The organism is Sinorhizobium arboris LMG 14919, from assembly GCF_000427465.1.
Classification (GTDB): domain Bacteria; phylum Pseudomonadota; class Alphaproteobacteria; order Rhizobiales; family Rhizobiaceae; genus Sinorhizobium; species Sinorhizobium arboris.
The window spans coordinates 738,771-754,042 of sequence record NZ_ATYB01000014.1 but is presented as its reverse complement, the minus strand read 5'-3'; the positions used below and the strand labels follow the sequence as shown (position 1 = coordinate 754,042).

At 62.7% G+C, this 15,272-nt stretch carries 14 protein-coding genes; 9 read left to right on the top strand and 5 right to left on the bottom strand.

What is annotated here, in order from left to right:
* Window positions 1-104 precede the first annotated feature (104 nt).
* The 5 genes from SINAR_RS0114680 (at window position 105) to SINAR_RS0114660 (ending at window position 8,276) form a co-directional block, all read left to right on the top strand.
* Complete coding sequence (locus SINAR_RS0114680) at window positions 105-2,213, top strand: S9 family peptidase (RefSeq protein WP_027999807.1); 2,109 nt, start codon at window positions 105-107, stop codon at window positions 2,211-2,213.
* Window positions 2,214-2,225: 12 nt separating this feature from the next.
* Entirely contained in the window at window positions 2,226-2,756 is a 531-nt protein-coding gene (locus SINAR_RS0114675; protein WP_027999806.1) for a DUF1697 domain-containing protein, read from the top strand.
* A gap of 180 nt (window positions 2,757-2,936) precedes the next feature.
* Window positions 2,937-3,893, top strand: coding sequence for a homocysteine S-methyltransferase family protein (locus tag SINAR_RS0114670; RefSeq protein ID WP_027999805.1), 957 nt, complete (start codon window positions 2,937-2,939; stop codon window positions 3,891-3,893).
* 159 nt (window positions 3,894-4,052) lie between these two features.
* Complete coding sequence (locus tag SINAR_RS0114665; RefSeq protein ID WP_050577505.1) at window positions 4,053-5,558, top strand: protein adenylyltransferase SelO; 1,506 nt, start codon at window positions 4,053-4,055, stop codon at window positions 5,556-5,558.
* Between the two features lie 384 nt (window positions 5,559-5,942).
* The gene (locus tag SINAR_RS0114660) at window positions 5,943-8,276 is read left to right on the top strand and encodes a glucose/quinate/shikimate family membrane-bound PQQ-dependent dehydrogenase (RefSeq protein WP_027999803.1); all 2,334 of its coding nucleotides are present in this window, start codon (window positions 5,943-5,945) and stop codon (window positions 8,274-8,276) included.
* A gap of 50 nt (window positions 8,277-8,326) precedes the next feature.
* Here SINAR_RS0114660 and bla read toward each other — a convergent pair whose 3' ends face one another.
* On the bottom strand, window positions 8,327-9,217 hold the full coding sequence (gene bla, locus SINAR_RS0114655; protein ID WP_027999802.1) for a class A beta-lactamase: 891 nt from the start codon (window positions 9,215-9,217) through the stop codon (window positions 8,327-8,329).
* 287 nt (window positions 9,218-9,504) lie between these two features.
* Here bla and SINAR_RS0114650 point away from each other — a divergent pair, with 287 nt between their 5' ends.
* The gene (locus SINAR_RS0114650) at window positions 9,505-9,918 is read left to right on the top strand and encodes a MerR family transcriptional regulator (protein ID WP_027999801.1); all 414 of its coding nucleotides are present in this window, start codon (window positions 9,505-9,507) and stop codon (window positions 9,916-9,918) included.
* A gap of 198 nt (window positions 9,919-10,116) precedes the next feature.
* On the top strand, window positions 10,117-10,620 hold the full coding sequence (locus SINAR_RS0114645; RefSeq protein ID WP_027999800.1) for a GNAT family N-acetyltransferase: 504 nt from the start codon (window positions 10,117-10,119) through the stop codon (window positions 10,618-10,620).
* 22 nt (window positions 10,621-10,642) lie between these two features.
* Here the strand turns inward: SINAR_RS0114645 and SINAR_RS0114640 are convergent, their stop codons facing one another.
* From SINAR_RS0114640 to SINAR_RS0114630, 3 genes are all read right to left on the bottom strand, one after another.
* Window positions 10,643-11,554 (bottom strand): c-type cytochrome, encoded by a 912-nt coding sequence (locus SINAR_RS0114640; protein WP_027999799.1) that lies wholly within the window; start codon window positions 11,552-11,554, stop codon window positions 10,643-10,645.
* 123 nt (window positions 11,555-11,677) lie between these two features.
* The gene (locus SINAR_RS0114635; RefSeq protein ID WP_027999798.1) at window positions 11,678-12,124 is read right to left on the bottom strand and encodes a c-type cytochrome; all 447 of its coding nucleotides are present in this window, start codon (window positions 12,122-12,124) and stop codon (window positions 11,678-11,680) included.
* A gap of 205 nt (window positions 12,125-12,329) precedes the next feature.
* On the bottom strand, window positions 12,330-12,968 hold the full coding sequence (locus tag SINAR_RS0114630) for a LysE family translocator (protein WP_027999797.1): 639 nt from the start codon (window positions 12,966-12,968) through the stop codon (window positions 12,330-12,332).
* A gap of 129 nt (window positions 12,969-13,097) precedes the next feature.
* Between SINAR_RS0114630 and SINAR_RS0114625 the strand changes: the two genes are divergently transcribed.
* Window positions 13,098-13,811: a helix-turn-helix transcriptional regulator gene (locus SINAR_RS0114625; protein WP_027999796.1), complete on the top strand. Its 714-nt coding sequence runs from the start codon at window positions 13,098-13,100 to the stop codon at window positions 13,809-13,811.
* 179 nt (window positions 13,812-13,990) lie between these two features.
* Here SINAR_RS0114625 and SINAR_RS0114620 read toward each other — a convergent pair whose 3' ends face one another.
* Window positions 13,991-14,593 carry a superoxide dismutase gene (locus tag SINAR_RS0114620; RefSeq protein ID WP_003537242.1) on the bottom strand — a complete coding sequence of 201 codons (603 nt, stop codon included), beginning with the start codon at window positions 14,591-14,593 and terminating at the stop codon, window positions 13,991-13,993.
* Window positions 14,594-14,826: 233 nt separating this feature from the next.
* On the opposite strand from SINAR_RS0114620, the gene SINAR_RS0114615 reads away from it, so the two are divergent.
* A complete protein-coding gene (locus SINAR_RS0114615) occupies window positions 14,827-15,237 on the top strand; it encodes a VOC family protein (protein WP_027999795.1) in 411 nt (136 codons plus the stop codon).
* Window positions 15,238-15,272: the final 35 nt, after the last annotated feature.

Genomic DNA, 15,272 nt, shown 5'->3' with positions numbered 1-15,272 from the left:
TCGCCGGATGCGCATGACCGCTGCAGAACTTGAATTGCTGTATGGCTCCCAAATCGTGTCCCCGCCAGGGAAACATGCAGCAGGACCGATCCCGGAGACATGCCTTGTCCGTATTCAAAAACCTGCCCGCCGCGCCCGTCGCCCCGAAGAAGCCGGTTGCGGATACCCGCCACGGCGTGACCCGCACCGACGACTACGCCTGGCTCAGGGCCGACAACTGGCAGGCAATGTTCAAGGATCCGTCGATCCTGGATCCTGAGATCCGCCGCCATCTGGAGGCGGAGAACGCCTATATGAACGCTGCGATGGCGGACACGAAGGATTTGCAGAAGACCCTGTTTGCCGAGATGCGGGGCCGGATCAAGGAAGACGATTCATCCGTTCCGATGAAGGATGGGCCCTTCGCCTATGGCACGTTCTACGTCACCGGCGGCGAGCATCCGCGCTATTTCCGGATCGCGCGAGAGGGCGCAGCGGGAGACGAGACGATCCGCCAGGTGCTGCTCGACGGCGACAGGGAGGCTGAAGGGAAGGCCTATTTCCGCATCGCCGGGCTGGACCACTCGAGCGATCACTCCCGCGGAATCTGGGGTTACGACGACAAGGGCTCGGAATATTTCACGCTCAAGGTGCGCGATCTTTCGACCGGCGAGGACCTCGAGGATCTGATCGAAAACACGGGGGGCGGCGGTGCCTGGGCGCCCGACGGCAAGAGCTTCTTCTATACCGTGCTCGACGAGAACCACCGGCCATCGAAGATCTTCCACCACATCATCGGCACGCCCCAGTCGCAAGACCGGCTGGTCTATGAAGAGCCCGATGCCGGTTTCTTCATGTCGGTCGGCGGCTCGCTTCTCGACGATTTCATCTATATCGACATTCATGACCATGAGACGAGCGAGTACCGGCTCCTCCCGACCAGCGACCTGACGGCCGAACCGAAGGTCGTGGCAGAGCGCGTAACCGGCCTTGAATATTCGATGACCGAGGGCGGCAAGGTCTTCTACATTCTTACCAATGCGGACGGCGCCAAGGATTTCAAGATCATGGAAGCGCCGGTGGAAGCGCCGCAGAAGGAAAACTGGCGCGAGGTCGTGCCTCACAAGCCGGGAACGCTGATCCTCAGCCACATGGCCTATGCCCGTCACCTGGTCTGGCTGCAGCGCCGCAACGGCCTGCCGGAAATCGTCGTCCGCAACCGCCGGACCGGCGAGGAACACGCCATTGCCTTCGACGAGGAGGCCTATTCCCTGGGACTTTCCGGTGCGGCCGAATACGACACCGACATCATCCGATTCTCCTATTCGTCGATGACGACGCCGTCGCAGCTTTTCGACTACGACATGCAGACGCGCGAGCGCACGCTGCTCAAGACGCAGGAAGTACCCTCCGGCCATAACCCGGACAATTATGTGACCCGCCGCGTTTTCGCTCCGGCTCCGGATGGCGAGCAGGTGCCGGTCACTCTTCTCTACCGCAAGGATACGCCGCTCGACGGATCCGCCCCTTGCCTGCTCTACGGCTACGGGGCCTATGGCATCACCATTCCGGCTGGCTTCAACACCAATTGCCTTTCGCTCGTCGACCGCGGCTTCGTCTACGCAATCGCCCATATCCGCGGTGGCAAGGACAAGGGTTTCCACTGGTACGAAGACGGCAAGATGGCGAAGAAGACCAATACCTTCAAAGACTTCATCGCGGCGGCCGACTATTTGAATCAGGAAAGGTTCACCTCCTACGCGAACATCGTCGCCGAAGGCGGCTCGGCTGGCGGCATGCTGATGGGGGCCATCGCCAATATGGCTTCGGAGAAGTTCCGCGGCATCATCGCCGCGGTGCCCTTCGTCGACGTGCTCAACACGATGCTCGACGACACGCTGCCGCTGACGCCGCCCGAATGGCCCGAATGGGGTAACCCGATCGACAGCCCCGAGTTCTACAAAATCATCGCAAGCTACTCGCCCTACGACAACGTCGATGCCAGGCCCTATCCCGCCATTCTGGCGCTCGGGGGGCTCACCGATCCGCGCGTCACCTATTGGGAGCCGGCGAAATGGGTAGCGAAGCTGCGCGAGGAGACGACCGGCAGCGAGCCGATCCTGCTCAAGACCAACATGGACGCCGGCCATGGCGGCGCTTCCGGCCGATTCCAGCGGCTGGAGGAGATCGCTTTCGAATATGCCTTCGCCATCAAGGTCGCAGGCAGAATGTAAGGGGCGGAGCCGATGCCGGTTTATGCAGCACTGCTCAGGGCCGTCAATGTGGGCGGCACCGGCAAACTGGCGATGGCGGATCTCAAGGCGGTCTGTGACGGGCTCGGCTTCACCGGTGCCAAGACCTATATCCAGAGCGGCAATGTGGTCTTCCGTTCGGAGCTGTCCGAAGCGACGGTGCAGGCGAAGCTTGAACAGGCGCTTGCGGCGAAATTGGGAAGGGCTCCGGAGGTGCTGCTCCGCAGCCGCCGGCAACTGGAGGACGTCGCGGCCAAAGCGGAGCGGTTTCCCGATGCCAAGCCGAACTTCCTGCTGATCACCTTTCTGCCGGAGCCGCCCCCAGCCGACGCGCTCGACAGGCTCGTCGCGCCCGATGAGGAAGAAGTGCGGATCGACGGGCGCGAAATCTATATCCATTATGTGAATGGGTCCGGACGATCGAGGCTGAAGCTTCCCGCGCTCAAACCCGGCACCGCGCGTAACCTCAATACCGTGCGCAAGCTTGCGGAAATGGCGGCCGCTATGGAAGCCGGTCTGGACTGATCGGCCGCCGGCGCGGCAGCCGGGCAGAGGACGAGTGCATTTGCGCACCGTCCGCACACCCTTCACCACTCCGGGAAGTTCCTGACGTTACAGCGCGACGCTGATGGCCGGGCATATTCTCCGCCGTCCCGCTGTATTAGCAGGACTTGAAAAACAGGAGAGATCGAAGTGGAGGAGAACTTGCCCAGGTCCAGACGTCATCTGCCGCTTGTATGGGGCGGCATGTTCTTGAGCGACGGCGGCATGGAGACCGTGCTGACGTTTCAGGAGGGAATCGAACTTCCGCACTTCGCGTCCTTCGTCCTGCTCTCATCGGCGGAGGGCCGACGCCGGCTTTTGCGTTACTACACGCGCTATCTCGAAATCGCCAAGCGCCACGGCACCGGATTCGTGCTCGACACCGCAACGTGGCGCGCCAGTGCCGATTGGGGCGAAAAGCTCGGCTACGATGCGCAGGCGTTGAGAAAGGTCAATCAGGATGCGGTTTACCTGCTCACCGGATTGCGCGCCGAGTACGAACGGCCGCAGGCGCCTGTCGTCCTCAACGGCGTGATCGGTCCGCGCGGCGACGGCTATCAGGCAGGCCGGATGACGGCCCGCGAGGCGGAGGACTACCACTCCGCTCAGGTCGCGACCTTTGCCGCCAGCGAAGCCGACATGATCACGGCAGTCACGATGACGAACATCGAGGAGGCCGTCGGAATCGCCCAAGCTGCGAGGGGCCGTGATATGCCCTGCGCCGTATCCTTCACGGTCGAGACGGACGGCCGCCTGGTTACCGGTCGTTCGCTGCAGCACGCGATCGAGGCGGTGGACGCCGAAACCGGCGGCTATCCGCTCTACTACATGATCAATTGTGCCCATCCGAGCCATTTCGACAATGTGCTCGAACAGCAGAGCGGCTGGGTCCGACGGATCGGCGGCATTCGCGCTAACGCCTCGGCCAAGAGCCACGCCGAACTCGACGAGAGCGAGACATTGGATGTGGGCGACATGCACGATCTCGCCGGACATTATTGTTCTTTGAGGGGCCGCTTGCCGCAACTTCGCGTTCTCGGAGGCTGCTGCGGCACCGACCATCGCCACATCGCCGCGATATGCGAGGCCTGCCTGCCGCCGCCGGCACTCAGCGCCTGAAGCCTGGCCCCCCCCCCCGCGCTGATCAGGCGCGGGGGGCGTTGGATCGTTTCATTTCAAGAGAAGGCCAACGAAAAGTCTCGACCCTCGCGAAAATGCCGGGGCTCGTGTAGACTTGGTGCGAAAGGGCGGCGGCTTATCCTGTGCCGCTGGATAGTGATGAATTCCGTGCCCCCGCAGTCAGCCACCGAGACAATGCCGTTCCGCTTCGACAACAGCTACGCCCGACTCCCTCAGAATTTCTACGCCCGCGTGGAGCCGGGCCCGGTGGCGGAACCCTGGCTGATCAAGTTCAATCGGCCGCTGGCCGAAGAGCTTGGACTCGACATCGAGGCGCTCGAACGCGATGGCGCGGCCATTTTTTCGGGCAACAAAGTTCCTCCCGGCGCCGAGCCGCTCGCCATGGCCTATGCGGGCCACCAGTTCGGCACCTTCGTGCCCCAACTCGGTGACGGCCGAGCTATCCTGCTCGGGGAAGTAACAGACGCAAGCGGCCGGCGACGCGATATCCAGCTCAAGGGAGCCGGGCAGACCCCCTACTCCCGCCGCGGCGACGGTCGGGCGGCGCTCGGGCCTGTTTTACGCGAATATATCGTCAGCGAGGCGATGCATGCGCTCGGGGTGCCGACGACCCGCGCTTTGGCCGCCGCCGTAACGGGACAGCCCGTCTACCGCGAACAGATCCTGCCCGGCGCCGTCTTCACCCGCGTCGCGGCAAGCCATATTCGTGTCGGCACGTTCCAGTTCTTCGCCGCACGCGGCGATATGGACTCGGTCAGGACGCTCGCGGATTACGTGATCGACCGGCACTATCCGGAGCTGAAAAGCGACGAAAAACCTTATCTTGCGCTCTTCAAGGCGGTCGCGGCGCGTCAGGCTGCATTGATCGCGCGCTGGCTGCATGTCGGCTTCATCCATGGGGTCATGAACACGGACAATATGACGATTTCGGGCGAAACGATCGATTACGGCCCCTGCGCCTTCATGGACGCTTACGATTCCAAAACCGTGTTCAGCTCGATCGATCAGTTCGGCCGATACGCCTATGCGAACCAGCCGGCAATCGGTCAGTGGAATCTCGCCCGCCTCGCCGAAACTCTGGTGACGCTGTTCGATCCCGTGGCGGACACGGCCGTGAACCTCGCCAACGACGCACTTGGGGAATACGGATCGATCTTCCAGAAGCAGTGGCTCAATGGCATGCGGCGCAAGATCGGCCTGTTCACCGACGAAGACGAGGATCTCGATCTGGTGCAGTCGCTGCTCACGCTGATGCAGAAGGGGAAAGCGGATTTCACCCTCACCTTCCGCCGCCTGGCGGCGTCCGCGGAAAACGGAGCGGCCGATACGGAACTTGCAAGCCTCTTCGAGACACCGGAGACAATCTCGCCCTGGCTCGAGGATTGGCGCCGACGGCTCGGCAGGGAAACGCAGACGGCGAGCGAGCTGGCTGCCGCGATGCGCGCCGTCAACCCAGCCTTCATTCCGCGCAACCACCGGGTGGAGCAGGCAATCGACGCGGCAACCGAAGATGCGGATTTTTCCCTCTTCGAGGCGCTCCTCGACGTGACATCCCGACCTTACGAGGACCAGCCGGACCACGCAGCCTATGCCGCGCCCCCCGAGCCGGGCGAGGAAGTGCTGCAGACCTTTTGCGGCACGTGATTTCAGCTCCGCCGGACGTGTTCCTCATCCGGCCTGCCGGCCAGTTCCTCCCCGGAAACGCGGGAGGGGAGGCACTTACCGCGGAGTCTCGGTTCCCTCTCTCCGTGCTTAACGCGGCGCTGTAGGGGTCAAACCGGAGAAGAGACGCGTCGCATCCGTGCCCTTCATCAATGCGGCAATATTTTTGCCACCGTCGGATTGTGGTCATTGAAAGGCACGCGCTTTGCGTTAATTTCGTGGTAGCGCTGCCGGCCGGACCCCCGCCCCGAGAGCCGGGGGGTTCCCATACCTGTCGGTCAATGCGCTTTCTCTCCAGGCCTGGCCGGGCCTGCCCGCGGAATCAGTCGTGCCGACGGCACGTTCTCAACTCGGGAGCTCTAATTGATGCTCATCGTCCTGACCGCCATCGTCTTCGCCGTGATCGGTCTCGCCCTGGGTGCGGGCGGCACGCGGCTCCTGCTGCTCGGCGGCAGCCCGTACTATCTCATCGCAGGCCTTGGCTTTCTGCTCACCGCGTTTCTGCTTATTCGCCGCCGCGCCGCCGCACTTTGGGTTTATGCGCTGGTCGTTCTCGGGTCGCTTGCCTGGGCGATCTGGGAGGTGGGCTTCGATTGGTGGCAGCTCGGACCTCGGGGCGGCGTCATCATCCTGCTGGGCCTGTGGCTGCTCACCCCATGGATCCGGCGACCCCTCGGCTTCGTCAGCCCCACCGGCGAGCGATATGGCGCAAGCGCCTGGCCGCTTGCGCTGGTCAGCCTGATCTCGGTCGGCGTCGCCCTGTATTCGATGACCCAGGACCCCCACGACATTCGCGGCGACCTGCCCAGTCAGGTCGCGGCTAACGCGAGCCCCGGCGGCAATGTGCCGCCCGGCGAATGGCACCAATACGGTCGCACGCCCTTCGGCCAACGCTACTCCCCGCTCGACCAGATCCGTCCGGAAAACGTCGCGAACCTGCAGGTGGCCTGGCAATACCAGACCGGGGACGTGAAGCTGCCCGAAGACGTCAGCGAGACCACCTACCAGGTGACGCCCCTGAAGGTGAAGGACACGCTCTATATCTGCACGCCGCATAACTGGGCGATCGCGCTCGACGCCGCCACCGGTCAGGAGAAGTGGAAATACGATTCCAATTCCGGCATGAACCCCGACCGCCAGCATCAGACATGCCGCGGCGTCACCTACTGGGCCGATCCGGCCGCAGTTTCCGGCAGTCCCTGTGCCGAACGCGTCTATCTGCCGACTTCGGACGCTCGCCTGATCGCGCTCGACGCGGAGAATGGCGAGGTCTGCACCAGCTTCGCCGACAACGGGGTTCTGCATCTCGAGCAGGGTATGAAGTACAACCCCGCCGGCTACTACTATTCGACGTCGCCGCCGGTCGCCGTCGGCGACAGGCTCATCATCGGCGGGGCGGTCAATGACAACTATTCGACCACCGAACAGTCCGGCGTGATCCGCGCCTTCAACATCAGCACCGGCGCGCTCATCTGGAATTGGGACAGCGGGAATCCGGACGTGACGACGCCGCTCCCTCCGGGGCAGCACTATACCACTAATTCGCCGAACAGCTGGTCCGTCTTCAGCTACGACGAGGGACTCGGCCTCGTCTACATCCCCATGGGCAACCAGGTGCCCGACCAGCTCGGCATGGGCCGCAGCGAGCATGTGGAGAAATATTCCTCCTCGATCGTCGCGCTCGACATCAATACGGGCGCGGTTCGCTGGGTAAGACAGACAGTGCATCACGACCTCTGGGATATGGACGTACCTGCCCAGCCGGTCCTGCTCGACATTACGAGAGAGGACGGGACCGTCGTCCCGGCGCTGGTCGGGCCTACCAAGCAGGGCGACATCTACGTACTCGACCGGCGAAACGGCGAGCCGATCATCCCGATCGAGGAAGTTCCGGCTCCGGGCGGCGCGATCCCCGAGGACTTCGCGGCGCCGATGCAGCCCGTGTCAGGTCTCACCTTCATGCCGCCGCCGCTTATGGAGCGCGACATGTGGGGGATCACCATGTTCGATCAGCTCGCATGCCGGATCGAGTTCAGATCGCTGAAATACGAGGGACGCTACACACCGCCGTCCCTGGAGGGGACGATCGTCTACCCCGGTAATTTCGGGACCTTCAACTGGGGCTCGGTCGCCGTTGATCCGGAGCGCCAGATCATGTTCGGGATGCCGACCTATCTCGCCTTCACCTCACGGCTCGTTCCGCGCGATCAGATTCCCCCGAAGGGCGAGGGTGAAAAGGGCAGCGAACAGGGTCTCAACCGCAATGAGGGCGCGCCTTACGGGGTCTATATGGGCCCGTTCCTCGGCCCGCTCGGGATTCCCTGCCAGGCCCCGCCATGGGGCTATGTCGCGGGCGCCGACCTTAGAACCGGCAAGATCGCCTACAAGCACAAGAACGGCACGGTATACGACATGACGCCGCTGCCGCTGCCCTTCAAGCTGGGCGTTCCGGGTATCGGCGGACCCATGATCACCAGGGGTGGCCTCGCCTTCCTGGGTGCCGCGGTCGACAACTATTTCCGGGCCTATGACCTGACCACGGGCGAGCAGCTCTGGGAGGCGCGGCTTCCGGCCGGCGGTCAGTCGACGCCGATGAGCTATACGGCCGGCGACAAGCAATATGTGCTGATCGTCGCGGGCGGGCACGGTTCGGTCGGCACGAAACCGGGCGACTATGTCATCGCCTATACGCTGCCGTGACACACAAACCGGAACGGACGGGCGCGTCCGCATAAGCGCGCCCGTCGCCGTCAGGCCATGCCGGCGACGATTCTGCCTATATCCGCGAAGACCGGGTTCACATCATCGAGCGGTGCCTTGGCTTCGCCGGTATAGACGCAGATCAGGATCGGGCCGCGGCCCCGCGGCCAGGCGGCCGCGATGTCCGAAGCGGCACCGGTCATACTCGTCCCCGTCTTGTCTCCGATCCGCCAGTCTTTGGGCAGGCCCGCCCGAAGCCGCGAATCCCCGGTCTTGTTCGCAACCAGCCAATCGATGAGCTGCTTGCGTCCTTCTTCCGAAAGGACTGAACCCAGGACCAGTTTCCCGAGCGTGTCGAGCATGGCGGCCGGTGTGGTGGTGTCGCGCGGATCGCCCTTCGTGGCTTCGTTCAGGTCGGGCTCCGTTCGATCGAGACGCGTGGTCTCATCACCGATCGAGCGCAGCCAAGACGTCAGGCCCTGGGGGCCCCCGAAGCTTTCCAGCAGCAGGTTGCCGGCGGCATTGTCGCTGATGGTGATCGCCGCCTCACAGAGTTCCGCGACCGTCATGCCGTTGCCGCCCACATGCTTTTCCGTTACCGGCGAATGAGGAAGCAGGACCTCCTCGCCGAAGGTGATCCGCCGGTCGAGCTCTTCCTCCCCGCGATCGACGCGGGCGAGCGCGCAAGCCGCCGCAAGCGCCTTGAAGGTCGAACACATGGCAAAACGCTCGGCCTCCCGATGTCCGAACGAGATGTTGGTTTCGGTGTCGAGCACAGCGACGCCGAGGCGTCCGCCGGTACGCTCCTCAAGCCGGCGGAGCCGTTCCATCACGTCATCCTCCGCCGCGCCCGACGCAAGGGCGGGCGTTCCCAGGACGAATGACGGATAGAGCATGGCCGACGCGGCCAGCATTTCTCGGCGGTTTATGTGCAAAGGCATATCTTCCTCCGTCTGTGCGGCTCAAGCGCCGAGACATAGCTAAATTATTGAAATGGAATATTATTCCGTCGACGCCGACTGTCGAATCGCTAAAGGAAGATTGCGGCGCGCTTGTGCCCGATGATGCGCTCTTCGATACGGAACGAACCCCGGCTGCCCCCTTTTTCAAGGCTTGATCGACGACAGGTGCTGCCCATATAAAACTCTAGAGACTAGAGCATAAGACAGGTGACGGTTTTCCGTCCGGAAGTGCGTGGTTTCAGCATGTCAGTGCAATGGAGCATCGCATGTATACGATCGGCGATCTTTCCCGGCGAACGGGCGTAAAAATCCCGACCATCCGCTACTACGAGCAGATGGGCCTCCTCGCCGCGCCGGAGCGCTCGGAAGGCAACCAGCGGCGCTATCAGAAGCGCGAGCTCGAACGGCTCGCCTTCATCCGCCACGCACGCGACCTCGGCCTTTCGATAGAAGCGATCCGCGATCTTCTGAGCTTGAGCGAGCATCCGGAGCGCCCCTGCGGCGAGGCGGACCGCATCGCGGCCGAGCATCTTGCCTCGGTGCGCGACAAGATCGCCCAGCTCAGAAAGCTGGAACGTGAGCTCGAGCGCATCGTCGCCTGCCATGGAGATCACACGATCGGAGACTGTTATGTGATCCGCGCGCTCGCCGACCACTCGCTGTGCGAAAACGAGCATTGAGAGCTACGCAGATTCCCATTGACAAATTTCCGGATCTGGACAATCTACGCCCATGATCAAGAACGCGCCCATTGCCTGCGTATATTTTTGGCTGTTCCGATAGGAGCGGCCTGCTGATCATATTCAACAAGGCCGCCATCAGGCGGCTTTTGTTTTTCACGGCACCTGATGGCGGCAGAGGACCATGAGGAGCCGAGAATGCTGCAGACCGTCACCCCTTCCCTTCAGCCCGTTCCGTCGGCGCGTGCGCCGATGGTGACAATCCGTTGCGCCAAGCCACGTGATCTCGCCGAACTGCGCGAGATGGTCTCAGAGCTTGCCGCCCATCATGGCGATGCCGCAACGATCACGCCCGAACAGCTCGAACGGGATCTTTTCTCACGCACGCCCTGGATCACGGCGCTGGTCGCCGAAGCCGGCGGCGCATTGATCGGCTATGCCATTCTCGTCCCGCAATACCGGGCGACCGAAGGCGCGCGCGGCATGGAATTGCACCACCTCTTCGTCCGCCCGGTTCACCGCGGCACCGGTATCGGGCGCCACCTCGTGGCCAAGGCTCGCGAGCAGGCAAAAATGGCAGGCTGCGACTATCTTTCTGTCAGTGCCGCCACGGGAAACTTCCAGGCGCACCGTTTCTACGAGTCCGAGCGCTTCGTGCCGCGCCCGGTAACCGGCATGCGCTACCTGCAGAAACTCGGGTGACGGGAGGCGCGGCCGTTCCAATCTACAGCGCCGGCAGCGCCTTGAGGTAGGCCGCGATCGCGTCGCGGTCGGAAGCCGGCAGCTTGGCCATGTTCTTCTGGACCTCGACCATCGAACCGCCGACCGTGTCGAAATCCGGGGTGAAGCCGGTCTCGAGATAGGAGGCGATGTCGGATGCACTCCAGCCGCCGATGCTTTTCGAAGCCGGCGTGATGTCGGGGATGCGGCCCTCGCCTTCGGGATTGGGCGCGCCGGCAAGCCACCGGCGATCCTCGAAACCGCCAAAGGCGTTGCGCGGCGTGTGACACTCGCCGCAATGGCCAGGGCCCTCCACGAGGTACTGCCCGCGAGCGAGTTTGGTGTCGGCGGTATTGACCTGGGCATGCGGCTTATCGGTAAGATAAAGCAGCTTCCATGCGCCGAGCGCCAGGCGGACATTGTAGGGGAACGCCAGATCGTGCGGAGGTGTCGCATTGCCGCTCTTCGGCAGTGTCTGCATGAAGCCCCAAAGGTCGTTGACGTCCTTTACGGTCATCCGACTGTAGGATCCATAGGGGAAGGAGGGGTAGAGATGCTCGCCCTGCTTTCCAACGCCGCGGGTCATGGCGTCGCCGAATTCCGCAAGCGTCCAGCTGCCGATGCCGGCGGATTCATCGGGCGAAATGTTGGGCGGATGGAACGTCCCGAAAGGGCTTTTCAGAGTCCGGCCCCCCGCTAGCGTGAGCCGCTGGTCGCCCTCGGCGCCCGGAGCGGCGTGACAGCTGACACAGCCGCCCGCCCAGAAAACCTGTTCACCATTGGCGAGGTCGGGCTCGCCGAGCCCCTCCCAATGGGCCGCGTCCCAGCGGTCGGGTTTGGTCAACCAGGCGAGCCCCACTCCCGCCGCCACCAGCAGGGCCAGACCAAAAAGCAGATAGCTTGCACGCCCGCCCATGGGCTCCTCTTGAGATCACGAATGCGGGTGACAACGACCGGAGGGCATTTCGACCTGCTTGCGGAGAGATCGCGCCGGCGAACCGGCGTGTTGCAAATCCTGAGTCGAAGAAATGCCTGATCGTCAATTCTTCTTCAGGCGATAGGTCTCGTGACAGCTGCTGCAGTCTTTTCCGAGAATGCCGAGCGCGGCACCGACACCGGCCTGATCCGCAGGCAGCTCGGCAAGGATCTTTTCCGCATCGCCTCCGAGCTTGGCGGCCTTCTCCTTGAAGTCCTCCATGTTCTCCCAGATCTTCGGGCTCGCTTCGGTTTCCATTCCCGTTTCAGAACCGGCCGGGAAGTGATCCGGGAAGACCTTCACCGTCTCGCTGATCGTCGCCAGCGACGCTTTGACGATCTCGGCGTCGTAGGGTTTCTCACCCTTGGCGATGCCGCTGAGCGCGCCCGTGGCTGCCCCGACTTTCTTCATCAGCTGCTGACGTACCGCCTGCGGCTCGTCGGCCGCCGGCACGGCGGTCACACCCAGGCCCGCCAGGGCTGCGGCAAGCATAAGAGCTCGTATCTTCATCGTGATCTCCGGTCTGACCCGCTTCCGCGGCGTACTGTTGAAGCGCCGGCATGATGGCATTTTGGGTTTTCGACGGAAGTAACTTTTTTTTGATGTGCTTGTCATTTCAGCACAATTCGCCGCGCAATACCTGACCGCGCGGCGACGTCTTCGAAAATTCAATATATGAATACAGAACTCATCTTTTTGCTTGATCGAAGACGTCTCAGGCCTCCACGCTCCAGCCATGCCATGCCGTGAAGATGGCAATAACGATCAGAAGAAGACCGGCGCCACGGCCGATGGCGACCGTGGCGCCGGGGCTGCCCACGAGGAAATCACGCCCGCGCCCGGCGGCAAGTGCAAGCCCGCCATAAACCGCAAGCTGCGTCAGCGCGATCATCGCGGCCATGACGGCAGCCTGCGACCAAACCGGACCGAACTGCGGCTTGAGGAACTGCGGGTAGACGGCAAACATGAAGAGATAGGCCTTGGGATTCATCAGGCTCGTCAGCGCCCCCTGCCGAAAACTTGCCCAGCGCGACAGCCGCGCCCCTCCCTCGATGCCGCCGATCCTGATGGAACTGCGAAGAAGCGAAACACCGATCCAGGCGACATAGGCCGTACCGGCGGCGAGCAGCAGATTGAAGAGCTGAGGCACCAGATGCAGGACAACGCTGACGCCGAGGACTGCGTAGAGCGTGTGCAGCACGCCGCCCGCCACGATGCCGGCCGTTGCCGACAGCCCGGAAGCTCGCCCACCGGTCATCGCATTCGCGAGGACAAAAACCATATCCATACCGGGAACGATTATGATGCCGAAGAGAAGGGTGAAAAAGAGCCAGAGGTTTTCCGCATAGGTCATGTCAGTTGCTCGTCCGGTTTTCGTGATTGTCCCAGGGGCGGATCGTTTAGTTTCAATCCGTTGATGCGTGCTATATCTCCCTCCAACTGACAAGGTCGTGTCAGGAGTGAGCAGACAGGGGCCGCTTCCATGCGCAAAGCGTCACGTCTTTTCGAAATCATCCAGATGCTGCGGCTGGCCCGCAAACCGGTGACGGCCGCGCAAATCTCCGACGCACTGGAGGTCACGCCCCGTTCGATCTACCGCGACATTGCCGCCCTGCAGGCGATGCGCGTCCCGATCGAGGGCGAACGCGGCATCGGCTATATACTGAGGCCGGGTTTCGACCTGCCGCCGCTGATGTTCTCGATCGAGGAGGCGGAGGCGATCGTGCTGGCGCTTGCTCTGCTCGCCCGCACCGGCGACGAGGAGTTGAAGGCAGCGGCACGAAGGGTCAATCAGAAGATCACCGGCGCCGTGCCGGAGCCGCTGCGCAAGGTCTTCCAGTCGCAGGCGCTACACGCCTGGGGCACGATCGCCTCGCCGCCGCCGGCGGTCGACTTAGCCATAATTCGGCGGGCGATCCGCGACGAGCAGAAGCTGGTGCTGGACTATCGCGACGAGCTTGGCCGCGCGACCGAGCGGACGGTGCTCCCGCTTGCGCTGATCTACTATTCCGAACATGCAATGATGGTTGCCTGGTGCGAATTGCGGCAGGATATCCGCAACTTCCGCGCCGACCGCGTAGAACACTGCGAACGCGCCGACGACTATTTCCGCGGCGAAGGCAACCGGCTGAGGCAGATGTGGATTTCGGGTTGGCGGACAAACGTGGTTCGGCCGCTCGAGGGGGCGGACGGATAGAAACTGTGACGAGATGGTCGCGAAGGCTGCCCTCGTTCCGCTGCTGCGACCTTCTCCCGTTCGCTAGAGCGGGGGGCAATTCGCTGCCTTCACAAAGCGCGAGGGCTCCCGGTTGCCGGCACCCAACGAAATTGCCCGACGCAAGCGCCGGGCAATTTTTCAGGAAGAAGCACAAAAGCTTACTTTGCAGCCGCTTCGTACAGCTCGAGGACGTAATCCCAGTTGATGAGATTGTCGACGAAGGCTTCCAGGTATTTCGGGCGCGCGTTGCGATAGTCGATGTAATAGGAATGCTCCCACACATCGACGCCGAGGATCGGGGTTGCGCCGTGGACGAGCGGGTTTTCGCCGTTCGGGGTCTTGGAGATTTCCAACTTGCCGTTCTTCACGGAAAGCCAGGCCCAGCCGGAGCCGAACTGACCTGCGCCGGCGGCAATGAAATCGGCGCGGAACTTATCGTAGCCGCCGAGGTCCGATTTGATGGCTGCGTCGAGCTTGCCGGGGAGGCTGGTGCCGCCGCCGCCCTTCTTCATCCACTTCCAGAAGTGGACGTGGTTGTAGTGCTGGCCGGCATTGTTGAACAACGGCTGATTGGTGCCGTAGGATTTCTTGACGATATCTTCCAGCGAAAGATCGGAAAGACCGGCTTCCTCAGCGAGCTTGTTGCCGTTCGTCACGTAAGCGAGGTGGTGCTTGTCGTGATGGTATTCGAGCGTTTCGCGCGACATATAGGGCGCAAGCGCATCGTAGTCATAGGGAAGGTTCGGCAATTCGAAAGCCATTGTGGCATCTCCTCTTGGCATGGATTTCGTCGGGGAAATCTGTCAGCGGAACATAGGCACCGCCTCGCGGGGAGGCAACCGATGCTGCGCCAAAATTTCGCTAACCCACGCAAAATACGTTCATTGCCGCCGCGACTTGCGCCATCGCGAGCCAGAGCCTCGACGCGCGGCCTTGCGGTCCTATCTTACCTTACCAAAGGGCATGACGCCCAACCGGGCCACAGGAGAAAACGATGGAATTCCATCAGGGGCGGCTTATCGATCACGTGCACCTTCGCGTCGGGGATCTTACCGCAAGCAAGCGGTTCTACCGGGCGGTACTCGGCGCGCTGGGCCACCAGCCCACCTACGAGACCGACGAATTCTTTGCATTCGACGAGTTCTTCGTCGATGCAGCGCAGGACTACCGCACCCGCGTCCACCTCGCCTTCCAGGCGGCCGGTCCCGATGCGGTGCAGCGGTTCTACGACGCGGGACTGGCCAATGGCGGCACCGACAATGGGCGGCCCGGAGAGCGAAGCTACCATCCCGGCTACTATGCAGCGTTTCTCCTCGACCCGGACGGCAACAATGTCGAAGCGGTCTATCACGGGCCGAACACGCGCTCGTCCGCCGATGTCGTCGTCCGTCCGCTTGAACCGTGACCTTCGGAGAACGGGAGATTGACGAGCCGTTGCGC